A 22,776-nucleotide genomic window follows, 5' to 3' on the forward strand; every position below is an offset into this window, starting at 1 on the left:
CTTTCTGATTTTTCATCACGTGGTGATGCCTGCGGGCAGAGTAAGCCCCAGGCTAGGCAGTGTCAATTCGTTTATCGCCGTCACACTCGCTTCCGCGGTACAGCGACATTCCCACTTTCATGAGAGCGCCATTCACCACGTTACCGGTTTCAATCCATTCGCCGCCTGCCGTATTGCCGACGTCGGCGATGTGCCGTTCACGGATTTGTGTATCTATTTCGATAATGCCCTGGGAAATCTGCACGCGCCAGCGTTTCCATGGTTAGGCGGGCTCCGTCGCCGTATCTGCCCTTGCGCGTGAGGACGCTGGAGCGCCGCACGGACAGGACGGCGGCCCCGACACAAGGAGGGCAAGGGCTTTCCTCGCCGCAGACAAGCAGGGTGTGACATACCGGGCCGACACCTGGCATCATGGACTCACCGTGTTCGATAAACCGGCGCTGTTCGCCTTATACATGTGGCGTGATGGCACATCAGGCGACGAAGCGTTTAGGCAGATCCGGCCTTTCGCCGTTGTGGCCGACCCCATAAAGATGACCCATCGAACTCCGGAAACGTGATCTACCTGCGCTCTAGCTACTTTTTTTGGAATCGCCCGGCAACCGGTACAATTCGCTCTCGACGAGCACAGTACAACTGCGCCCGGTCGAAAGACCAATCCGGACGCTGCGCCCACCCTGCGCTGCAGCGATTCCTGGATCGACACGGCCCCCCCCACCCGGTGTTGCCGTTCCATCCCGATGCGTGTTTATATCTCAGTACAGAACCCAACAAAGGTGCTTCATGTCCAAGCGACTCAATCTATTTACCAGCCTCATGGCTTGTGCCCTCGTCAGCGCAGCAGGCTTCGCCCATGCCGCCTATCCCGAACGACCCATCAATCTGGTCGTACCGTTCCCACCCGGTCAGGCCACCGATATTTTTGCGCGCATGGTGGCGGAAGCATTGGCCAAAGAAGTCGGCCAACCCGTGATCGTAGAAAACAAGGCAGGCGCTGGAAGCAATATCGGCATGCAGCACGTGGCTCGCGCGAAGCCAGATGGTTATACCCTTGCGGTCGGCGGCAGCGCTGGCGCAATCAACCAGACGCTGTATAGCAACCCAGGGTATTCCTTAAAGGACGACTTCAAGCCAGTCGGCGGGATTTTCACCGTCCCGCTGATTTTCCTGGCCAATCCAAAAAGCGGCATCAATTCCATGGCCGACCTTATTGCCAAGGCCAAGGCAAAACCCGATGAGCTCGCGTATGCAAGTGCCGGCATTGGCGGGACTCAACATCTGTCCGCGGAAATGCTGAAGGCCGACGCCGGTATCGAGTTGCGCCACATACCCTATAAAGGCAGCGGTCCAGCGCAGGCGGATTTCCTTGGCAACCATGTGCCCCTGATGGTGGATTCGGTCACGGCCGCCCTGCCACACCTGCAATCCAAATCCGCCATACCGTTGGCTGTTACCACGCGCGAGCGGGTGGCGCAGTTGCCTGACGTTCCCACTGTGGCCGAATCCGGCTATCCGGGCTTTGAAGCGGTTGGCTGGGCGATGATATTCGCGCCTGCCGGCACGCCCGACGACGTGGTCAAGTATCTGAACCAGAAAATCAATGCCATCCTTGAATCGCCCGAGATGGCGAAGGCACTCAGTGCGCGTGGAGGCCAGCCGCTCGTGTACACGCCGGAGAACGGACAACGTTTCGTCGCTGACGAGATCCAGAAGTGGGGCAAGGCAGTCAAGCGTTCCGGAGCGTCCGTCGACTGAACTGTCGTCGGTAGCCGGGCCTAGAATCCCAGCGCGTAGCCATCCTTGCGGTGATCCGAGGCGGCCAGATATCCGCCTTGTTCCATACGCATCGCCATCTGCGCGCTGCCGAATTCCAGATTGAAACGCGGGGCAACCGTCACAGGATGCCCGTAGCGGCGCAGCTGGTCGATAACCTCAGACGCGGTGTTCCATTCCACGGCCACGCCGATGTTATCGTCCTGAACACGCCAGCGCGGCGCGTCGCTGGCCGCCTGCGGATTCTGACCAAAATCGGCCAGCCGGCTAACAATCTGCACATGCCCCTGTGCCTGCATGGAGCCGCCCATGAGGCCAAAACTCATGTGCGGCGTCCCGTTCTTCATGAGAAAGCCCGGGATAATCGTATGGAATGGCCGTTTCCCAGGCGCGACCACGTTGGCATGGCCCGGGCGCGTGCTGAAGCCCCAGCCCCGGTTATGCAACGCAATACCCGTTCCAGGTACCACCACACCTGACCCGAACCCCTTGAAGTTGGACTGGATCAGCGAGATCATCGTGCCATCCTTGTCGGCTGCCGTCATGTAGACAGTACCGCCCGAGTGCGGCAAGCCATGGCGATGCGCACTGCAGCGCTGCGGGTCGATCAGGCGGGCACGGTCGGCCAGATAGGCAGGATCAAGCAACTGTGCGCTGGACACGTTCATGTGTCCGCTGTCTCCGACATATTCGTACATATCGGCAAACGCAAGCTTCATTGCCTCGATTTGCAGATGCATGTACCGTGCGCTGTCACGCTGCTGGCCCACCATGTCGAATTGATTCAGCATACCCAGCGCCATCAGCGCCCCTATGCCTTGTCCATTGGGACCTATTTCCAGCAGTTCATAGTCGCGATATCGCATTCCGATGGGGTCTACCCAATCGGCAGTATGGCCAGACAGGTCGTCCTCGGTGAAGAAACCGCCGGTATTGCGTGAATGGGCAAGGATCGACTGCGCCAGCTCGCCCCGGTAAAAGGACTCTCCCTTGCTGGATGCGATCGACGCCAATGTCTGCGCCTGCCCGGGGCATTGAAAGCGCTCGCCGGGCATGGGTGCGCGCCCATTCGGCGCGAAGGACTCTGCATAGCCGGGCTGATCTTTGAGCTTGGCTACTTGCTTTTGCCACTGGCGATGCACGGTAGGCGAGACCAGGAAGCCGTCCCATGGGGACTCGCCTATTCAAACGGCGGCGGGAAGGGATGGTGCTTACCCAGGCGGGAGAACTTCTCGCCGACCACGCTCGTCGCGTTGCCATGGATTCCGATGGCGTGCTGCGTCACATCCGCAATCTTCAACACGCCGCACACAGTACCATTCGCATCGGAACCAACGAAGGCGTAGCGCACAACCTGCTGCCTGATATCAAAAGGTTCCCTGGTTGCCGTACCGTTAGTCGGCGAGGCACTACCCCAACGCAGCCTTCAAGTGCTGACATCCGAAAGTGGGTCACTGACACATGATGCAGAATCTTTTTTGACGCTTCTGATCGAGGTATTGCAAGCCCACGATCGAACCGCCCGCAGTACGAACGCTCGGCACCCATAGTACCGGTCGCAACATTGCATCAACGTCTTCAGCCGCCCTTACTCGCGCTGACCACGTACTCCGCAACCGCATTCAGTTCGTCTTCGCTCAAGGTGTCCGCAAATGATGGCATGACACCTACGCCGTCTTTCAGGGCGCGACGCACCTGTTCCAGGCCCGGCTTGAGTTCATCCAGGTTTGGGCCGATGGCACCCTCGGCGCCAGCATCCGCCAAGGTATGGCATATGGCACAGGCCGGCGTCGCCTGCGTCTGGAACAAGGCCTTTCCAAGGGCCAGCATCCCGGCATCCGCAGCACCATCAGCCATACAAGGGACTGCGGCGCCGGCCAGCGTGAGCGCCACAATACTTACTGCAAATTTCATTACTATCCTTCAGAAAGCTTAAGCGACGTCTATCGCCACCATGTGGTCACGCCAGCTGTTGTTCATGTACCCCCGATTGTTTTCCTTGCGCATTTCCGGCTGAGAGGTGCCGTCTGCATTGGTGACCCGGCTGGCCAGCTGGTATTTGCCCGGCTTCAGGTCGGCGGCCAGTACGAAGCCGCGCCAGGCATACTTGCCCAGATCCGGTCCGGTAAGCTGCGCCTCTTGCCAGTCCTTGCCGCCATTCACAGAAACCTCGACCTTCTTGGCTTCACTCATGCCGCCCATGGCAACACCACTGATCTGGACCCTTCCTGCCTTCACAGGCGTCTCGGGATCCGATGGCAACGTGACCCATGATTTAGGGTCCATTTCCCAGATCGAATCAAATTCCGGCGTACCTTTGACACCAATGGGCGAGAAACGATAGCTGCCTTGCTGGATCTTGGCGGGGGATTGCTCCTTGGTGAAGGCGACGTGCTTGACGTACTTCACGTTATTGACGCCCGCATAACCCGGCACAATAACGCGCAGGGGACCACCGTGGGCCAATGGCAGGGGCTCGCCATTGATTTCCCATGCAAGAATCGCGTCTTCAATGCCGGACACCGGCACCGAGCGTTCGACCATGATGGTATTGGGATCAAGCCCGGCCGGAATTTCTTCGCCGCCGGTGCTGGTCATATAGGTCATGCCGTCCGCCATGCCGCCGGCGGCCTCAATCACCGCCTTGACCGGGACACCGGTGAAAATGACGCAGCCCGCCGCGCCTACGGTCCATTGCGTGCCGCTGGGCTTGTGCTCGGAAAAGCCCCTGCCATTGCCGGAACACTGCAACACCACGGCGACCGAAGCCAGACCCAGCGACTTGAGTTCAGCCACGGTAAAGCTGCGCGGTGACTTGACACCACTGACCTCGACCTTCCAGGCATCTGGTTCCTTCATGATGTCTTCGGACGGCGGCGAAATATTGTTTCGTATGTAAAGCCTGTCCAGCGGTGTAATGCCGCTGGACCCGAAAGCATTGCGCCGCGTCTCGATGGTGTTGGCGCTGTGGACTATCATGCTGTCCGCATCTTTCCACTTGGCGTAGGGAGGCAAGGGCTTGGCATTGGATACAGGGCCCGGCGAGGACTTGGCTGCCGGTTCGTTGGAATCGGCCAGTGCCAAGCCGCCGCCAAGGCCGGCCCAGGCAACTGCACCGCTCGCGGTGATAAGCATGCGCCGACGCGTGATGTCCGTGGTGTTGTGCATAATGGATCTCCTGTATTGGCGGAAATGAATAAGCAATTTTTATTGTTTTAAGCTATGAACTTATAGCCTATAACCATAACAACGGCAAGGCTTTAGCCCAAAGAGCCCAGTTGGGACCACTTCGTCGATGTGCAACATGACCCCGCGAGTCACCACTGGCCGAAGAACACGCCCGCCTTCTTGTAGGCGTTGGTTCCCCGCTCGACGTCCTCGAAACCCACTGTCGTGCGCCTTTTCAAGCCGGCGAACCACGCCAGCAGCCGTTCGCGGCACTCCGCCCGCACCTGCGCGTGGGCAGGATCGCCCCCCAAGTCGTGAAACTGATGCGGGTCCGCGTGCAGGTCGTACAACTGTTCCGGCTCATCCATCCAGTACACGTAACGCCACCGGTCGGTACGAACGGACCAGGCGCGCGCATTCTGCGGCGTCTTCCCGACCAACAGGCGCGACTGCCGATAGCTGTAGTCCAGCTCGGAGAACACACAGTCCCGCCACGCTACCTGCTGGCCATGCAAAAGGGGCAGCAAACTGCGCCCCTCCAGGCGATGCATGGGCAAGGGAAGCCCCAGCCAATCGAGCATCGTGGGCAGTACATCCACGGACTCGACCATTCTCGATTCGACACTGCCCCGGGTCGCATCCGCCGCCGTCGAAGGATCGACCACGATGAACGGTACACGTTGCACGGTATCGTAGAACAGCTCTTTCTCGCCCAGCCAGTGGTCGCCCAGGAAATCTCCGTGGTCGGCCGTGAAGACGATCAAGGTATTGTCCATGAGGCCAGCTTGCTGCATGTAATCGAACAGCCTGCCCAGGTGGTCATCCAGCTGGGTGATCAAGCCCTGGTACGCGGGGCGCACGGTGCGTATGCACTCGTCCATCGAGAAGCTGACGCTTTCCTCTTGCTGCCGGTAGGCCGCGACCACGGGATGGGCGTTGCTCCGTTCGTCTTCGCTGCGTACCACCGGCAGGCACTCGTCATGAGAATACATCGCGTGATAGGGGGCGGGCGCAATATAGGGCCAGTGCGGCTTCACGTAGCTCAAGTGCATGACCCACGGCTTATCGCCCTGCTGCTTCATGAAGCCTAGCGCCTGGTCTGTCATATAGGCGGTTTCGGAGTGCTCATCCTTCACCAATGAAGGATAGCCTGCATTGCGCATATTCCAGCCGCTGACGGGCTTGCCTTCAGGACCCTGTGCCGAGATGACGTAGTCCGTCCACGGGTCATCCGACACATAACCGTGGCGACGCAGGTAAGCGGGATAGCCGCTTTCATCGCCCGGCTCATGATGGCCATCGTAGCGATCTATTTCCTCGAAGCCGCCGCTGCTGAGCAGGCGCCCCAGTTCGCTGCCGCCGTCCAGCGCAAGACGCTCAAGTCCGGCATGATCCACCATGACGTGCGTCTTGCCGGCAAGCACCAGCTTGCGGCCGCTTTCACGCAAGTATTCGCCCATCGTCACTTCGCCCACTGATAGAGGTACACGGTTCCAGGTTGCGCCATGCGTGGAAGGATAGCGACCGGTGTAGTAGCTCATGCGCGAAGGTCCGCACACGCCGGAATTCACGAAGGCGCGGTCAAACTGCACGCCCCGCTTGGCCAGCGCATCGATATTGGGCGTGCGAATGAAGGGATGGCCATAGCACCCCAAATGGTCGGCGCGCAGCTGGTCCGCCATGATGAAAAGAACGTTTTTGGGTAGTCTCATCACTATTGTCCGCTATCCCACTATTGGGTGACGACGAAACCGGAGTCCTTCACCACGGGAGCCCACTGGGCGCGGAATGCGTCCACCAGCTTGCCGGTTTCCTGCGCATTGGCCGACACCGGAATCAGGTCATTCTGCAGCAGTGTCTTGCGTACGTCGGGATCGGCGGTTACCGACTTGAGCGTTTCACCCAACATGTCGGCCTTGGCCTTGGGCATCGCGGAAGAAGCAAAAAAGGTATTCCATCCTGCCGCTTGCAGATCGACGCCGGCTTGTGTGAACGTAGGCACGTCCGGCAGCGCTGCTTCGCGCTCTTGCCCTGAAGTGGCCAGGATACGAATGCGCTTGCCCTCATGCTGACGTGTCAGGACGTCGAGCGTGTCGATGGCAACCGGAACGGCGCCGCCGATCAGATCGGTAATGACCGGAGCGGAGCCGCGATAGCCGATGATCTGACCTTCGGTCCCGATTTGCTCCGAGAGCATCAAACCGAAGAAATGCGGAAGGCTGCCCGTTGCGGGAACACCAATATTGAATTTATCCGGATTGGACTTGGCCCAGTTCACCAGCCCTTTCATGTCCTTGATCTGGCTGTCCGCCGAAACGGCGACACCAAAACCGTATTCGGTCACCATGGAAACGGGTTGGAAATCTTTCACGGCATCGTAGGCCAGGCTTTCGAAAACAAAGGGCGCCACCACCATCACGGCAGGGTTGCCGAGCAGCAGCATATTTTCATCCGGGCCGGCATTCTTGACATGCTGCGCGGCGATACGGCCGCCCGCACCTGTTTTATTTTCCACCACGACCGACACGCCCAGCTTGGCTTGCAGGCTGGTAGCCACGATGCGCGCGGCGCGATCGGTCGCGCCGCCTGGTGCATAACCCACGACTATCGTCACCGGCGTGGACAGCTTAGGGGCATTGTCCTGTGCAGCGCCGGCGGTACAAGCTGCGAACAACATGCACGGCAACAAGGCGGCCCTAAAAGCGTTCTCTATCATCGCTCGTCTCCTTAGACTTGATTTATCTTAATATTGGATGGCAGCTTATCAAGCGAAGTAATACTTGTTCTAATCAACTATCCGACTGTCAGGGAAAGCCCCGTCCCATGAATATAAAAAAGACTGACCTTCTGCGAGCGTCGGACCGTGCACAGGATTTGGTGGACCACTTGCCCACGCTGGACGACATGATGATGTTCAGGCTTTACCGTGCATGGTCAGCCGGAAACCCCATTTTCACGCGCCTGTGCGAAGGGCGCTTTAATATCACGCGTCGCGAATGGCGTCTGCTGGCAGTCGGAGTTCAGCACGACGGGCTGACATCGACCCAATTGGCTCGGGCAGTTGGCCTTGATGCCCCCCGCACGTCGCGCGCCATCGGCACGTTGTGTAGTAAGGGGCTGCTGATGCGCCGTCGCGACCCGGGCGACGCAAGGACAGTGCACATATCCGTTACGCCTTCCGGTATACGCTTGTATCGCCAGATCATGCCGGTAGTTGCGTCGCTGAATAAAGGAATTTTCCAGGACCTGGATGTGGACGAGCTGCGTGCGCTCGGCTCCATGCTGGACCGCGTCGTACGCCGGGCGGGCCAGATGATGGCAGATGACTTGATCAAGGAAAGGCCGCACAGGAGTCGCCCGGGCAACGCCGCTGGCGGATGGAGCGCACCAGCGCATCGCCGTACACCATAGTCTATGCAAGCAGCGAGTACGGGGTTTCGAACAGGCCCTTCAACTCTGCCAGAAAGCGAGCGGCAGCGGCACCGTCTATCGCCCGATGGTCAGCGGACATCGTCACCGTCATGACGCGAGCGATAGACAGGGCGTCGTCCAGGACGATGGGCCGTTTTTCCACGGCCCCAAAGGCCAGGATAGCCGCTTGCGGCGGATTGATGATCGCAGCAAATGCCTTGATGCCCTGCATTCCCAAATTCGATATCGTCAGCCCGCCACCCTCATAATCAGCGGGTGCCAATCGTCCTGCCCTGGCCTTGTCGACCAACGCGTCAACCTCTCGGGAAATCTCCACCAGTCCTTTGCGGTCGGCATCCCTGACTATAGGCGTCACGAGGCCCTTGTCCGTCGAAACCGCCACACTGATATCCACACCGCTGTTTTGCTGCATGGCGTCGGCAGCCCAGCGTACGTTCACATCGGGCACTCTTGCCAATGCCCGCGCCACCACATAGACGAGTACATCGTTGATCGTAATGTTCAGGCGCTGGCCTGATCCAGCCAATATGGCGTTTATCTGCGCTCTCATGTCCCATGCCGCATCCATGCGGCAGTCGACAGTGAGATAGAAATGCGGGATCTGCTGCTTCGCTTCCTGCAAGCGTCGCGCGATCGTCTTGCGCATCGTGCTGTGGGGAATACGTTGGGCGTGCGTCGACGATTCTGGGGTCGATGAGGGGCGCACTGTGGATGGCGCGGATGTCGGGGCTGGAACACACGCGGCAAACGTAGCGGCTGCTTCGACATCGACGCGAACAACCCGCCCCCCCGGGCCACTGCCTTTCAAGGTCGTGACATCGACGTCGGCCTGTCGTGCCAATCGGCGTGCCGATGGGCTGGCGAAATGACGTGGGAAGGCCGTTGTGGGCGCGATATCCTTGGGCTGGTCCTGTACCGAATTCGATAATATCGCGATGACCTCGCCAGCCGCGACTTCGACGTCGCCGGCTTCCACCACGATTTCCTGCAAGACGCCTTCATCGAAAGCCTCGACGTCGATCACGGCCTTGTCGGTTTCTACCTCGGCCAGGATATCGCCGGCGGACACCTTGTCGCCTTTTTGTTTAAGCCACTGGATGATCTTTCCGTGGGATGTTCCTGCGCCCGCACCGGGCATCAGAACTTGTATGGTCATTGCACCAGTCTCCTGTCAATCCGATAAATTGGCGATGCTTTCGATATAGTCGGCAGCATCACGGATGTCCGCGACGACGGCTTCGCGCGCCGCCTGCCCGTCCCGCGCAAGCAGGGCCTGTACCAACCGGTCGTGGTGGTCGAACGATTCCCACTTTTCGGAACGTCTGTCCTTGGTACTCATGCTTAGCGCGAACACAGGCGCGATCTGCGTCCAGATGTTCTCGATCATCGTCTCGAGCATGGGCATTCCCGCGGCGGCATACAGGGTGAAGTGGATGTCGCGGTTGGCCTCGATGACGGCCACCATATCGATCTTTTTCTGGCGGCCCAGGCGATCGAACTTTCGCACATGCGCTTTGATTTCCGCAATGGTCTTCTGATCTATATTGCCCACGGCTTCTTCGGCTGCAAAACCTTCAAGGCAGCAACGCAATTTAACGATTTCGTGAAACTTTTGACGCTTGGGCTTAAAGACGCGCAAGCCTCGATTTGGCAGCATGTCGAGCGCCCCCTCGATGACCAGTCGAGTCGTCGCATCGCGCACGGGCATGGGACTTGTACCAAGCACATTGGCCAGCCCGCGCAATGTCACCTTTTCACCCGGCGGAATTGAACCCGACAGCAATAACCGCTTGATATCGAGATATACCTTGTCGGCCATCGTCGTTCTTTCCTGACGTGGCAACAATCCTTCCAACATACTGCTCATAAGATTCCAGGTTCAATTCATATAGACGCCGCCATTGACGTCCAGGATGGTTCCACATATATAGCTTGCGGCATCGGAACACAAAAAGGCGATAGGTAACGCGATCTCGCGCGGCGTAGCCATTCGCCCCAGTGGAATGGCCTGCTCGTCGAAAACCTGGTTGCGCACCATATTGGTGGCCGTGGCGCCAGGGGCAACTGCATTTACTGTAACGCCATAGGGCGCCCCCTTCCTTGCCAACCACTTGACCAGGGCATTGACGCCACCCTTGGCGATAACATAGTGTGGGCTCGCCTTGAGACCACCCATGCGACCCGCTACGGACGACACCAGCACCATACGGCCGGCGCGCTGCTGCGTCATTTTTTCGAACGCGGGTCGCAGCACATTGACGACTCCCAGCGCGTTGATGTCGACAGTTTCATGGAAGACGTCGTCCCACTCTGGATCGTTCCAGTCATCCCAGGGGCAGTAGCCGGCATTCGCTACAATGACGTCCAGCCGTGGCACCTGACCCAGGAAGTCTTCGCACGCCTTGCGGTCACGCACATCGAAAGCGGCGGTTTGTACCGATGCACCAGTGCCGCGCAACTCATCGGCAATTTCATGAGGACTCCTGACATCGACCAATATCAGGGTGGCGCCCAGACCGGCACATACCCTTGCCGTCTCCGAACCTATGCCGCCTGCTGCGCCAGTGATGACCACCACTTTTCCCTTCAATGAGAAAGGCATGTTGGTATCCCTAAGTGTTTGAGACAGCGAGACCGCTGTCTGCCATCATTGCTTCGACCGCCGCTTCCACATCGGCCTGGCCTGCCAGTGCCGCCGCTTCAAGCGCCCTGGATACAACCGGTGGCGCCCAGCGCCCCGTCACCCGCTTGACCGGCTGGTCGAGATAGTCAAAGAACCGTCGCTGGATTTCATCTGCGATGATGGCCCCTATGCTGGCGCCCCGGGTGGTTTGTTCGACGATGGCAACACGTCCAGTCTTTTTGACCGATGCGCCTATCGTGTCGTAATCGATGTCGCGCTGCGACAAGGTACGCAGGTCGATTACATCGGCGCTCACCCCCAAGCGATCGGCCACGTCTTTGCACACTTGCACCATCGTCAGTGTAGCAAGCAGCGTGATGTCGGAACCTTCAGCCACACAACGGGCTTTCCCGATAGGAATATAGTGACTGCAATCCTTAGGCACCAAACCCTTGATTCTGTGCAACTCCTGAGGCTCGATGACCAGCACGGGATCGTTGCAAAGCAGCGCCGAGTTCATTAATCCCACGTAGTCGAATGCATTGGACGGCGCCACGATACGCCAGCCCGGAAACAATGCGAAAACGCCAGCGGGGTCCATTGAGTGCTGCGATCCGTAGCCTTCATGTCCGGGAACCCGCGTGCGTAGAACCAACGGGACTGAGGCCGTTCCGCCAAAGAGATGGCGTATTTTGCCCGCCTGATTCAATAGCTGGTCGCCCGCGACCAAGAAAAAATCGCTATACATCAGTTCGACAATAGGGCGCAACCCCGACAACGCCGCCCCCGTCGCCAGTCCGCAAAAGCCATTCTCCGTGATCGGTGTATTGATGACCCGGTGAGCGTACTGTTCGAGCAGGCCCCTGGTTGCCCCTACCGTGCCGCCGCCCATATTAGCGACATCCTCGCCAAAGATATAGATTGAGTCGTCTTCTTGCATGCGCGCACGCACGACCCGCGGCATGGCTTCAATAAACGAAAGGCTTTCCAATTGCTGCGGGGCGAAATCTTCGATCTCGGAGAATGTCACACCTTCGAATTCGGACATATCGCTCGTGAGGTCATCATCGACGGTCGCCACGTCGGGCCACAATTCTGTACGTATCCGGGCGGCGGAACCGGACCCGTCCACGCATGACTGATAGGCTGCCTCGACCGCTTCGACGGTTGCCTCGTCGATTGCATCGAGATCTGCCTGGTTCAATATTTTCCGCGCAAGCAGTTCGCGCTTGAGCTGCGGCCACGGATCGCGTTGCCGCCATTGGTTTTCTTCGTCGCGGGTTCGGTAACCGAACGCACTGCCTGGCACCGACGAGCTTTGGTGGTAGAAGCGATAAACATCGGCCTGGATAAACGCCGGGCCGCCGTGCTGCAGGATTTGTTCTTGAGCCCAGCGGGCAGCCAGCCATACGGCATAGGGATTCATGCCATCTACCGATACAGAGGGGATACCGTGGGCCTGTGGCCGCGTAAGCAGCTGCGTCTGGAAGGTGGATTGCTCGATGCTCATCGATACCGCATATCGATTATTTTCCAGAAAGAACAATAGAGGCAGCCGATATAGCGCGGCCAGATTCATGGCCTCGTGCGTGGCTCCCTGGTGAACAGCGCCATCGCCGAAAAAGCTGACCATCATCTTCGTACCCTGCCTAGCTTTTTCGGCAAAGGCATGCCCGCATGCAATCGGCAGGCCGCCCGCGACAATGGCGTTGGTGCCCATGATGCCAAGCTTGGCGCGGCGCAAGTGCATGGAGCCGCCACGGCCGCCTGTCCAGCCGTCGCGCAAGCCCAGAATCTCGTGCATCATCCGGCGCGTTTCCTCACGCATGTTCTCCGACAGACGTCGCGTTGCGACCGGATCGAATTTTTCGTCATACAACGCGTTGATTGCCTTGGCCAGGCACTGATGATGAGCGCGATGCGTACCATTGATCATGGTGTCGACCGGCAGCGCGGCAATACAGCCGGCTGCTCCGCCTTCTTGTCCAAGACTGGAATGTGCCGGCCCGTGCACCAGATTGAGCTTATCGAGCAGCAATATGCGTTCCTCGAAATGACGCGCCGCCAATAGCAAGGTGACCAGCCGCCTGGCTTCCGGAGCGCTCAGTTTTTCCCAATCGGCGTCCTCTATCTCGAGCCTTTGCATCGGCGTGGTGTTATCAATTGCTGTCAGGCGCATGGCGTCTCCGTTGCTTTGTACATTGAAACATCCTCCTAGGCGTGGGCAGTCACGCCGCCGTCCACGACCAGGCTGGCACCGGTCATGAAGTCCGACGCCGCACTGGCCAGGAAGACCGCCGCCCCGACGATGTCTTGCGGCGTGCCCCAGCGTCTCATGGGGGTGGTTTGCACCACACGTTCGGCATGCCCGGCAATATCGACTCTTGCCTGGCGCGACAAGGCGGTATCGATCCAGCCTGGCAAGATGACGTTTACATTGATACCGTTCTCGGCCCAGGCGCAGGCGAGCGATTTGGTCAACTGCAGAACGCCGCCCTTGCTAGCGGAATATGGGGCTGTCATGGCATTGGAAACCAGGGACAGGATGGAACCGATATTGACAATCTTGCCGCCCTTGACGGCCAAAGGAGCGTGAGCCGCCTGGCACATATTGAAGGTACCCTTCAGGTTGATGTCGATGATCTCGTCCCATATGGCTTCCGTGTACGCTTCGGGTCGCATGCGCGTGTTGACGCCGGCACTGTTGATCAGGATGTCAACGCCACCATAAGCGCCCAGCGTTTTCTGGACGGCGTCGCTACATGCGCCGGGATACTGGACCTGCAGAGCCACGGCGTCGACCTTGCACCCCGCCGAACGCAGTTCCAAGGCGAGACTCTGCATTTGTTCGAGCTCCCGGTCCGCAAGCATAAGGCTCGCTCCGCACTGCGCAAACGTGCGTGCGATTTCAGATCCTATGCCTCCGGCCGCGCCCGTTATGAGCGCCGTCTTGCCTGTTAGATTGAACAATCCGTTATGCATAGGTTCAAGCCCCTTTGGAATCCGGTGGAAGAAACGTATGTCATACCTTTCCCGGCAGCCAAAGGGCAATGATGGGAAAGAGCGCAACGAGCAAGACACCGAGAAGCTGCATCAGAACAATCGGTACGACACCTCGATAGATATCCGCTGTGGTCACGCCAGGTATGGCGATGCCTTTGAGGTAGAAAAGCGCATAACCGAATGGCGGCGTCAGAAATGAGGTCTGCAGATTGATGGCCACCAGCAAGGCGAACCAAATCATGACTTCGCCCTGGTTTGCGAACGCATCGCCAAAGTCCAACCCTGCCACGATGGGCGCAAATAAGGGCAGGACCAGGAACGAAATTTCTATCCACTCCAGGAAGAAGCCGAGCACAAAGATAAGCACCATGATGGCCAGGATCACCATGTATGGGCTGGCGCCCAGCATGCCGGCCGCATCTTCGATCATGCTTTGCCCGCCGACCCGCTTGAACACGAGGCTGAATGCGGTGGCGCCTATTGCCAATATGAGTATCATGCCCGTTGTAAGACAGGTCTCCTTCAAGCTGGACTTCAACACCGACCACGACAGCTGGCCGCTGAACAATGCCAGAACCATTGCGCCGAATGCCCCTATGGCCGCGCCTTCGGTAGGTGTGGCGAAGCCGACTACTATGGACACCAGCACGCTGGAAATCAGGAGTCCTGGAACGACGAGGTTCGACATCAGGCGCAATATCAGCTTTGCGCGGCTACCTGCAGGCGGCGCAGGCCCGGGCGGTACCTTTCTGGGGTTCGTAAGAGCTACATAGATGATATACAGGGCGTAGAAGCCCCCCAGCATCAAGCCCGGAATCAGCGCGCCCGCGAACAGATCACCTATGGGTATTTGCATGACATCGCCGAACACGACCAGCATGATGCTGGGCGGGATAAGAATACCCAAGGTGCCAGAGCCAAGGACTGTGCCGATCGCCACCGTTTTGTCGTATCCCTGCCTGAGCATGAGCGGTAACGCCATGGTGCCCATGAGCACCACCGATGCGCCGATGATCCCCGTGCTGGCCGCCATGATGATGCCGATAATGACGACAGCCAGCCCGAGGCCACCCGGCTTGCCGCCGAACAGGGCTTCGAGCTCGTTCAACAGTTTGTTCGCCACTTTGGACTTGTCGAGCATGATCCCCATGAAGATGAACAGGGGAATGGCAGCCAGGATCCAGTTTTCAAGGACCGCTCCGAATACCCGGCTGGTGATCAGCGAAAATGATGCCAGCGGTATATCGCCAAGCAACATGAACAATACCGACAGACCGGCTAACAGAAAAGCAACCGGATACCCGGAGAAAATGCCCACGACGAGGGCCAGCAGCATCAACGATGGTAAGAGATAAGTCATTGTGCCGGGCGCTCCGCAGTGGGATCTGACTTACGTAGAGACAGCAACATAGCTACATTTCGCAAAATGCGTCCAACCCCCGCGCCCAGCATCAATACACTGCCGATCGGCAACACCGCTTTCACCAGATATCGGTCGACCAGGCCGCCCGCGTTCGACTGCTCGCCGAACTGGAAGGCCATTTGAGTGAAGCCTAGCGAATACCACGCCAATAATGCGAAGAAAGGAAGCAGTAAAAAAAGATCGCCGAAAATATCAATGTAGAGCCGTGTCCGGTCGGAAAGACGTGTCGACAGGACGTCGACACGCACATGACGGTCTTCTTTCAGGGCATAGGCGCCCGACAACATGATCAACAGGGAAAACAGATGCCACTGAAGTTCTCCCAGGCTTGTCATGTTCAGGTGAGTACCCAACAAGGGGATGCGTGTCTCCCACTTGGCCAGGTCGCTAAGTCCAAATTGTGCGCCAACGACGGTAACCAGCACAACGAAGATGAGAATAAAAATCAACGCGGAGGCATAACGGCCAGGGAGTGCGCACGCTTCAAGCAGCGCATCTCCCCAACGCGTTATGACGCCCGAATGGGAGCGCCTGATCATAATTACCTCACTTCAAGCTTTGCAAGGCTTTCCAGCGATCCGCACCCTCGATATAGGCGCTTAGCGATCCATAGGCTTCATCGAAAAGGGGATCTCTTTTGCGTTCTTCTTCGATGACTTCATTCGTTGCCTTGCGCAGGGCTGCCAACACCTCGTCTGGCAAGCGTTTAATTGTGGTTCCACCCTTTTCCATGCGCTTCAGGGTAGCCAACTGCTCAGGAACGCCGTTTGTCAGTGTCCACAGGAACGAAGACCGGCACGCCGTAGTAATTTGATTCTTCTGCAGGTCGGTAAAGCCGTCCCATACTTTCTTGTTGAAGGTGACGGAATTGATGCTGGAGGGTTGATGCCAGCCGGGGAAGTAGTAGTACTTCCCCGCCTTTTGCAACTGGATACTCTCGTCGATGGCCGGCAAGGAGAATTCCGCGGCATCGATGCGGCCGCGCTCGAGCGAAACAAATACCTCGCCACCCGGTATCATTTGCGGGCTGACACCCACCTTGGTCAGCGCGCGCCCTGCCAGGCCGCCTATGCGCATTTTCAAACCCTGGAGGTCGGCGACACTTTTGATTTCCTTGTTGAACCAACCTGCGGGTTCTGCCGGTACGACCACACAAGGAAGGAACTTGACGTTGTGCGCGTCGTAAGCTTTCTGGATGATTTGCATCCCGCCGCCTTCCCAGATCCATTCGGCCAATACTTCAGGCGTCGGCCCAAAAGGCAGTGCACCCACCAGGTTGGCCACCGGAATTGTGCCACCCCAATAGCCTACCCAATCGTATCCGCCGCTTACGGCACCACTGCTGACCGCGTTCAATACCTCGAGCGCCGGCACCAGATCGCCGGCGCCATGGATCTTTATCTTGATATCGCCCTTGCTGATTTCATCAACCGCCTTGGCGAATTGTTTCAGGCCGTCCCCAAGGAACAGCATGTCTTTGGGAAAGGTGCTGGCCACATCGACTTCCACAGCGCCGGCGGACGGCGTGGCGGTAAAACAGAACGCAGCCGCGACTGCAGCGATGGTGTATTTAAGCTTCATGTCGTCTCCAATATGATCCAAATGAACCTGCTTGATGAGATTCCCGGTACACCATCGTTGCGTGCGGTGTTGCTTGATACTACAAGGCGAGAAATTCAAAGTCAATATGATATTTGTGATCACAACATAAGCCGTTCCATGCGATACTGTTCCTGTCCATCAATGTGTCCAGGCGCCTGTTGCCCTATGGGAATGAGTCTGCTTATGAAAACAGAAAAATCATTGGCTTCCAGCACGCAATATTTTGATTACGTCATTGTCGGGTCGGGCGCCGCAGGGGCGATACTGGCCAACCGGCTGTCCGAGGACGGCTCGACGGTATGCCTCCTGGAAGCGGGTCCGCCAGACAACTCCCTGTTTCTGCACATACCCGCAGGCTTTATAAAGGCCGTATTCAACCCCAAGTACGCCTGGCAGTTTTCCAGCGAACCGACAGAAAATACAAACGGTCGACGCATACCCATTCCGCAAGGACGCACGCTCGGCGGCTCCACGTCGATAAATGGCCTTGTTTTCAACCGTGGCCAGCGCAGCGACTACGATGCATGGGCGAATCTGGGCAATCCGGGCTGGGCTTACAGCGACGTACTGCCTTATTTCAAATCCCTCGAAAAAAGAACGGGCGGCGACGACTATTACCGTGGCAGCACGGGCGAATTGCCCATTTCGGACATCGACTGGATACATCCGCTCTGCGAGGCGTTCATGGAAGGCGCGGTTGAAGCCGGCATTCCCCGCAATCCGGACTACAACGGCATGGACCAGGCCGGAGTGGGCTATTTCCAACGAACCATCGACAGGGGTTGGCGCATGAGTACCGCAAGCACCTTTCTCAAGCCGATAAGGTCCCGCTCCAACCTGCACATCAAGACGTATGCACAGGCAAGCCGGATCTTGTTCGAGGGAAGAAAAGCCGTTGGCGTGGCGTATTGCCATCCGCAGCATCCGAGCAGGAGCATGGCTGTCATGGCAGGCAAAGAAGTGATCATTGCCTGCGGCGCCATCAATACCCCCAAGCTGCTCCAATTGTCTGGCGTAGGGCCGACAGGACTTCTGCAAGCGCTGGCCATTCCCATAGTCCACGCCTTGCCCGGAGTCGGCGAAAACCTGAGCGATCATTACTCCGTTCGAGTCGTTGCACGGGTAAAGAATATCGAGACGATGAACGAACTCGTGAAAGGCCTGAAACTGGGTGGACAACTGTACAACTGGCTTAGAAAAAAACCCAGTGTGATGGCGCTGAGCCCCTCATTGGTTCACTACTTCTGGAAATCCAGGCCAGAGCTTACCGCAGCGGATCTGCAGGGTGTCTTCTCTCCTGCCAGCTACAAGGAAGGTTATGTCGGCATGCTTGATGACTTCCCCGGAATGACCGCAGGCGTCTGGCAACACCGCCCCGCAAGCAGAGGTTATGTGCACATCAATTCAACCGATCATTTCCAGGACCCTGTCGTCCAGCCGAATTACCTGGATCATCCCGATGATCAACTTACGCTGATCCGAGGCATCAGGCTGGCCCGCAGGCTACTGCGCTCCAAACCGCTTGAACCCTATTTCGAAAGCGAAACCCTGCCGGGGGGACCGTGCGAATCGGATGACGAGCTGCTTGATTTTGCCAGGCGCTATGGCGTGTCTTCCTATCATGTCAATGGAACCGCACGCATGGGGCCGGCCAGCGACAAATTCGCCGTCGTGGATAACCAGCTTCGTGTACATGGTATTCAGAATCTGCGGGTCGTCGACTCATCCGTCATGCCGTCGATCCCATCGGCCAATACCTGCGCGGCCACCATGATGATAGGCAATAAGGCCGCCGATCTTATCCGCCACGGCTAGCACCTGATGGCCATCCAGCAGTAGTCAGTCCAGATCAAGTATTTGCTGCACAAGCACCCTGTCCACCGCTGGGTCTGCAGCATCGTACGCGGGTCTGGCATTGAGCCGAAACCGGGCGGCAGCCTGGGGCGAAAGCTGGCTGACTTTCAACCCCGCCTGTCTCATTTCAGCCAGTCTGGCCGCGCGCAGTTCAGTAGTTTGCAGACGTTGATAATCCCGCGCACGCTGTGCAGCCTCGACCAGGATTCGTCGATGGGCAGGCGTGAGCGACTGATAGAAGGCCTCGTTGATCAACAGGGCCATAGGCATATATACGTGATTGGTCAGGGTGTAGTACGGCTGGACCTCGTAGTATTTCGCCGCATACATGGAAAAAATACCGTGGTCCTGGCCGTCGACATCACGCTGCCGCAAGGCGCGATACAGCTCGGCGTCCGTCACGGGGACAGGCACCGCTTCCAGGCCATGCAGCCACCGGCGATAAACCGGCGTGTTGGGAACGCTGATCTTCAAGTGGCGCATTTCCTCGATTGATGTAACGGGTCTTTCGCTATTGCCCAGTTGCCTGAAGTCATACTCCCAGTAGGCCAGAATGCGCAAGCCCTTCCCCGGCAAACCGCTTGCCACCTTGGCGCCAATCTCGCCATCCAGCACCCTGTACGCCGTTCTCTCGCTGGATATCAAATAGGGCAAATCGAAAATTTGCATGGCCGGGTGCAGTTGCCCCATATCCATGGTCTTGACGGCGCCCATTTCCAATGTGCCCGCCTCTACCGATTTCAGTCGTGCTGCGGCGCTGTCTGGTGTGCCGGATCCATAAAGGCGCACATGGATCTCGCCGTGCGACGCCTTCGCGACTTCCTTCGCGAATCGTTGCGCGCCCGCTGTTGACGGAAGATCCGGACCGATTGCATGCGCGTAGCGTATCGTGATTGCTGTCCAAGCGGGCGACGCAAAGCTGGCAGAGAGAGCCAGCACCAGACAGGATAGTGTCGATCTTCCAAGCATGGCCGGGCTCCTTCAACAGAAGAACAGAATACATGCAAATTCGTCTATTCTGTCAGCTGGCGCAACCGCTATTTGGCCGATCGCAATTTGGCGAAGTCAGCGTGCAATTGCCCGAGTGCCGTGGTGATCTTATTGCGGTGGTCGTTGATCCAGTCTTGTTGAGCCACCAGATCCGCATTGGCCGCGGCAATCATGCGCTGCATTTCAGCTGGCTGCGGGCCACCGCTGGTCTAACCGTAGACCATAGCACAACAGCCCGGCTGCCTCCCGCGTTCTCAGGCCCACGGCTTGCTGTCCATCCCGACCGGACATTTCGCCTCTTGGCCTTCAGGCACCACGTCGCACAGGCCGCGAGCATCCACATCAGCCACAGGAGATAAGCATGCCCACGTCGCCCCCAACAGGGAAAGCTCCCCGCCCCGGCCAAAAATCTGCCGACAGCGCCTTCAAGAATACCGACAGCGGCCCGGCCCTCCCACCGGACCCAGCCAGCCGTGAACCGGCAGCGCAAAAAGCTGGCAATACCGCCCGTATGGCGCAAGAGATGCCCTACAACCCGACCAAAGCCAAGGAACATGGTCGTGAAAATGCGACGTCTCCACTGCCGGGCGCTGTTACGCCATCGGCTCCCCGGGATGCCTTGGCCAGTACCCCTTCCGAAGCAAACCACACGGCCAAGTATGGCGACGCGGCCGAATCGGGGGTGAACGCCGCCGGCGGCTCGCTGAACCGCGTTCGCGCGGACTCATCAGGACAGACGCTCACGACCAATCAAGGGGTCACGGTCTCCGATAACCAGAACTCATTAAAGGCGGGACTGCGTGGCCCTGCGCTCTTAAAAGACTTCATTCTGCGTGAAAAAATCACGCATTTCGACCATGAACGCATACCGGAACGCGTCGTACATGCGCGCGGCTCCGGCGCACACGGGTATTTCGAATGTTACGAACCTCTTACGAAATACACGCGCGCGTCAATATTTGCAGAAAAGGGAAAGATCACACCGCTGTTTACACGTTTTTCGACAGTGGCCGGTGAACGCGGATCCAAGGATACGGCCCGCGATGTACGGGGCTTTGCAGTCAAGTTTTATACCGACGAAGGCAACTGGGACCTGGTCGGCAACAATATGCCGGTGTTCTTCATTCAAGATGCGATGAAGTTTCCCGACTTGGTGCATGCGGTGAAACCGGAGCCTCATCATGCCATGCCGCAGGCGGCGTCTGCACACGATACGTACTGGGATTTTGTGTCTCTCATGCCGGAATCGACGCACATGCTCATGTGGCAGATGTCCGACCGGGCAATACCACGCAGCTTTCGCATGATGCAAGGCTTCGGGGTGCACACGTTTCGCCTTGTCAATGAAGCGGGTCAGTCGGTCTTTGTAAAATTTCACTGGGATCCGAAGCTGGGCACGCATTCGCTGGTATGGGACGAGGCGGTAAAAATCGGCGGCGCTGATCCAGACTTCAATCGTCGCGATCTCTGGGAAGCGATTGACGCAGGAGACTACCCGGAATGGGAGCTCGGCGTACAGATCTTTACCGAGGAAGAGGCTGAAAAATACAGCTTCGACGTGCTGGACGCGACAAAAATTGTTCCGGAGGAACTGGTGCCCGTACAGCCCGTCGGGCGCATGGTGCTCAACCGTAACCCAGACAATTTCTTTGCCGAAACGGAACAGGTTGCGTTCTGCGCGGCGCATGTCGTGCCGGGTATCGATTTCACCAATGATCCGCTGCTGGCAGGCCGCATACACTCGTACGTCGACACGCAAATTTCGCGGCTGGGTGGACCGAACTTCCATGAACTGCCCATCAATGCTCCACTTGCGCCGGTGCACAACAATCAGCGCGACGGCATGCACAGGCAGGCAATACACCGGGGACGTGCCTCTTACGAACCCAATTCATTGGGCGGCGGCTGTCCTTTCCAGGCCGGAACGGCCGGATTCGTTTCGTTTCCCGAACCGGTGCAGCAAGACGAAGTGCGGGGCAAGCCTGAAAAGTTCGCCGAGCATTACAACCAGGCCCGGCTGTTTTATGAAAGCCAGGCGCCCTTCGAGCAACAGCACATTGCCGACGCCTTCCGTTTCGAGCTAAGCAAGGTCACCGTCGCCGCGGTACGCGAACGCGTCGTCTCGATGCTGCGCAATGCGTCGGAAGATCTTGCAAGCAAAGTGGCCGAAGGTCTGGGAATGCCATTGCCTGAGGCCATGCCTAAAGCCCTGGAGCGATCGCCCGAGCCCGAAATAGAGCAGTCACCGCGGCTATCGCTGACTGCCCGTCCCGGGGATGGCGGCATACGCACGCGCAAAGTCGCCATCATGATTGCAGCTGGCACCGATGGCGCATCCGCATGGACCATCGCCAACGCCCTCCAGGCCGAGGGTGCCGTCGTTCGCTTTGTGGGGCCCCGGATCGGTCCGATTGCCACGTCGGATGGCGATCAGATTGATGCGGATGCATCACTGGAGAACCAGCCAGCTGTTCTTTTCGATGGTGTGGTAGTGCCTGATGGCGCGGATGCAATAGGCATATTGGTCGCCGACGGTCGCGCGCGCGAGTTCATCCAGGATCAATACCGGCATTGCAAAACGATACTGGCACTCGGCAACGCCGCTACGCTGCTGACCCAATCGGGTATCGAGGTAACCCCCAACAGCCAGGACAAGGGCCTGCTCATTTCTGCCGGAGGCGCGAAGGAAGCGACGCAGAAGTTTATCCAGGCGCTCGCCAAGCATCGACACTTCGAACGGGAGACACTGCCACCTAAGGTGTAATGGCGTGCCGTTACGCTGTGGCCTGAACCAATAATGCTAAATGGACATGCTGAGCGGCGCCGAGCGCGGATTCATTCTTCCGCGTTCTGCGTTCTGCGTTCTGCGTTCTGCCAATTAGATCGTTACCGCCGCAAACGATTGCAT

The 22,776-nt window shown here is 58.1% G+C and carries 21 protein-coding genes and 1 pseudogene; 5 read left to right on the forward strand and 17 right to left on the reverse strand.

Annotated features, from left to right (window positions below):
• Positions 1-52: 52 nt before the first annotated feature.
• Positions 53-244: a hypothetical protein gene (locus CR155_RS20805; protein ID WP_158238276.1), complete on the reverse strand. Its 192-nt coding sequence runs from the start codon at positions 242-244 to the stop codon at positions 53-55.
• 91 nt (positions 245-335) lie between these two features.
• Here CR155_RS20805 and CR155_RS13565 point away from each other — a divergent pair.
• Positions 336-560, forward strand: a pseudogene (locus CR155_RS13565) (ureidoglycolate lyase); the annotation flags it as partial.
• Positions 561-783: 223 nt separating this feature from the next.
• On the forward strand, positions 784-1,755 hold the full coding sequence (locus tag CR155_RS13570) for a Bug family tripartite tricarboxylate transporter substrate binding protein (RefSeq protein WP_102070575.1): 972 nt from the start codon (positions 784-786) through the stop codon (positions 1,753-1,755).
• Between the two features lie 20 nt (positions 1,756-1,775).
• Here CR155_RS13570 and CR155_RS13575 read toward each other — a convergent pair whose 3' ends face one another.
• The 6 genes from CR155_RS13575 to CR155_RS13595 all read right to left on the reverse strand — a co-directional run bounded on the left by CR155_RS13575 (position 1,776) and on the right by CR155_RS13595 (position 7,657).
• Positions 1,776-2,957 (reverse strand): gamma-glutamyltransferase family protein, encoded by a 1,182-nt coding sequence (locus CR155_RS13575; protein WP_102070576.1) that lies wholly within the window; start codon positions 2,955-2,957, stop codon positions 1,776-1,778.
• The gene (locus tag CR155_RS20810; protein ID WP_158238277.1) at positions 2,954-3,124 is read right to left on the reverse strand and encodes a hypothetical protein; all 171 of its coding nucleotides are present in this window, start codon (positions 3,122-3,124) and stop codon (positions 2,954-2,956) included. The genes CR155_RS13575 and CR155_RS20810 overlap by 4 nt, the downstream gene beginning before the upstream one ends.
• A 227-nt stretch (positions 3,125-3,351) precedes the next feature.
• Positions 3,352-3,687, reverse strand: coding sequence for a SorU family sulfite dehydrogenase c-type cytochrome subunit (gene sorU, locus CR155_RS13580; RefSeq protein ID WP_102070577.1), 336 nt, complete (start codon positions 3,685-3,687; stop codon positions 3,352-3,354).
• Between the two features lie 18 nt (positions 3,688-3,705).
• Positions 3,706-4,941 carry a SorT family sulfite dehydrogenase catalytic subunit gene (gene sorT / locus CR155_RS13585; RefSeq protein ID WP_102070578.1) on the reverse strand — a complete coding sequence of 412 codons (1,236 nt, stop codon included), beginning with the start codon at positions 4,939-4,941 and terminating at the stop codon, positions 3,706-3,708.
• A gap of 149 nt (positions 4,942-5,090) precedes the next feature.
• On the reverse strand, positions 5,091-6,653 hold the full coding sequence (locus CR155_RS13590) for an alkaline phosphatase family protein (protein WP_102070579.1): 1,563 nt from the start codon (positions 6,651-6,653) through the stop codon (positions 5,091-5,093).
• A 20-nt stretch (positions 6,654-6,673) separates the two neighbouring features.
• Positions 6,674-7,657: a tripartite tricarboxylate transporter substrate-binding protein gene (locus CR155_RS13595; RefSeq protein WP_102070580.1), complete on the reverse strand. Its 984-nt coding sequence runs from the start codon at positions 7,655-7,657 to the stop codon at positions 6,674-6,676.
• Between the two features lie 107 nt (positions 7,658-7,764).
• Between CR155_RS13595 and CR155_RS13600 the strand changes: the two genes are divergently transcribed.
• The gene (locus tag CR155_RS13600; protein WP_102070581.1) at positions 7,765-8,352 is read left to right on the forward strand and encodes a MarR family winged helix-turn-helix transcriptional regulator; all 588 of its coding nucleotides are present in this window, start codon (positions 7,765-7,767) and stop codon (positions 8,350-8,352) included.
• Position 8,353: 1 nt separating this feature from the next.
• On the opposite strand, the gene CR155_RS13605 is transcribed toward CR155_RS13600, so the two are convergent.
• Genes CR155_RS13605 through CR155_RS13640 form a run of 8 tightly spaced genes read right to left on the reverse strand, consistent with a single transcriptional unit; the run spans position 8,354 to position 17,003 of the window.
• Positions 8,354-9,529, reverse strand: a complete 1,176-nt coding sequence (locus CR155_RS13605; protein WP_102070582.1) for a dihydrolipoamide acetyltransferase family protein — start codon at positions 9,527-9,529, stop codon at positions 8,354-8,356.
• A gap of 15 nt (positions 9,530-9,544) precedes the next feature.
• Positions 9,545-10,240, reverse strand: coding sequence for a GntR family transcriptional regulator (locus CR155_RS13610; protein ID WP_102070583.1), 696 nt, complete (start codon positions 10,238-10,240; stop codon positions 9,545-9,547).
• A gap of 12 nt (positions 10,241-10,252) precedes the next feature.
• A complete protein-coding gene (locus CR155_RS13615) occupies positions 10,253-10,975 on the reverse strand; it encodes an SDR family NAD(P)-dependent oxidoreductase (protein WP_102070584.1) in 723 nt (240 codons plus the stop codon).
• Positions 10,976-10,985: 10 nt separating this feature from the next.
• The gene (locus CR155_RS13620) at positions 10,986-13,175 is read right to left on the reverse strand and encodes an alpha-ketoacid dehydrogenase subunit alpha/beta (RefSeq protein ID WP_102070585.1); all 2,190 of its coding nucleotides are present in this window, start codon (positions 13,173-13,175) and stop codon (positions 10,986-10,988) included.
• Positions 13,176-13,210: 35 nt separating this feature from the next.
• Entirely contained in the window at positions 13,211-13,978 is a 768-nt protein-coding gene (locus CR155_RS13625) for an SDR family NAD(P)-dependent oxidoreductase (protein ID WP_102070586.1), read from the reverse strand.
• Between the two features lie 40 nt (positions 13,979-14,018).
• Positions 14,019-15,359, reverse strand: coding sequence for a TRAP transporter large permease (locus CR155_RS13630; protein ID WP_102070587.1), 1,341 nt, complete (start codon positions 15,357-15,359; stop codon positions 14,019-14,021).
• The gene (locus CR155_RS13635) at positions 15,356-15,961 is read right to left on the reverse strand and encodes a TRAP transporter small permease subunit (RefSeq protein ID WP_102070588.1); all 606 of its coding nucleotides are present in this window, start codon (positions 15,959-15,961) and stop codon (positions 15,356-15,358) included. The genes CR155_RS13630 and CR155_RS13635 overlap by 4 nt, the downstream gene beginning before the upstream one ends.
• Before the next feature lie 7 nt (positions 15,962-15,968).
• Positions 15,969-17,003 carry a TRAP transporter substrate-binding protein gene (locus CR155_RS13640; protein ID WP_102070589.1) on the reverse strand — a complete coding sequence of 345 codons (1,035 nt, stop codon included), beginning with the start codon at positions 17,001-17,003 and terminating at the stop codon, positions 15,969-15,971.
• 204 nt (positions 17,004-17,207) lie between these two features.
• Here CR155_RS13640 and CR155_RS13645 point away from each other — a divergent pair, with 204 nt between their 5' ends.
• Positions 17,208-18,839, forward strand: a complete 1,632-nt coding sequence (locus CR155_RS13645; protein ID WP_102070590.1) for a GMC family oxidoreductase — start codon at positions 17,208-17,210, stop codon at positions 18,837-18,839.
• A 24-nt stretch (positions 18,840-18,863) separates the two neighbouring features.
• Here the strand turns inward: CR155_RS13645 and CR155_RS13650 are convergent, their stop codons facing one another.
• Together CR155_RS13650 and CR155_RS21230 are read right to left on the reverse strand one after the other, a co-directional pair.
• Positions 18,864-19,847, reverse strand: a complete 984-nt coding sequence (locus CR155_RS13650) for a DctP family TRAP transporter solute-binding subunit (protein ID WP_102070591.1) — start codon at positions 19,845-19,847, stop codon at positions 18,864-18,866.
• Positions 19,848-19,915: 68 nt separating this feature from the next.
• Positions 19,916-20,050 carry a hypothetical protein gene (locus tag CR155_RS21230; protein ID WP_255399273.1) on the reverse strand — a complete coding sequence of 45 codons (135 nt, stop codon included), beginning with the start codon at positions 20,048-20,050 and terminating at the stop codon, positions 19,916-19,918.
• Between the two features lie 179 nt (positions 20,051-20,229).
• On the opposite strand from CR155_RS21230, the gene CR155_RS13655 reads away from it, so the two are divergent.
• Positions 20,230-22,632: a catalase gene (locus tag CR155_RS13655; RefSeq protein ID WP_102070592.1), complete on the forward strand. Its 2,403-nt coding sequence runs from the start codon at positions 20,230-20,232 to the stop codon at positions 22,630-22,632.
• The last annotated feature ends 144 nt before the right edge of the window (positions 22,633-22,776 follow it).

It is taken from the genome of Pollutimonas nitritireducens, from assembly GCF_002849615.1.
GTDB lineage: Bacteria > Pseudomonadota > Gammaproteobacteria > Burkholderiales > Burkholderiaceae_B > Pollutimonas > Pollutimonas nitritireducens.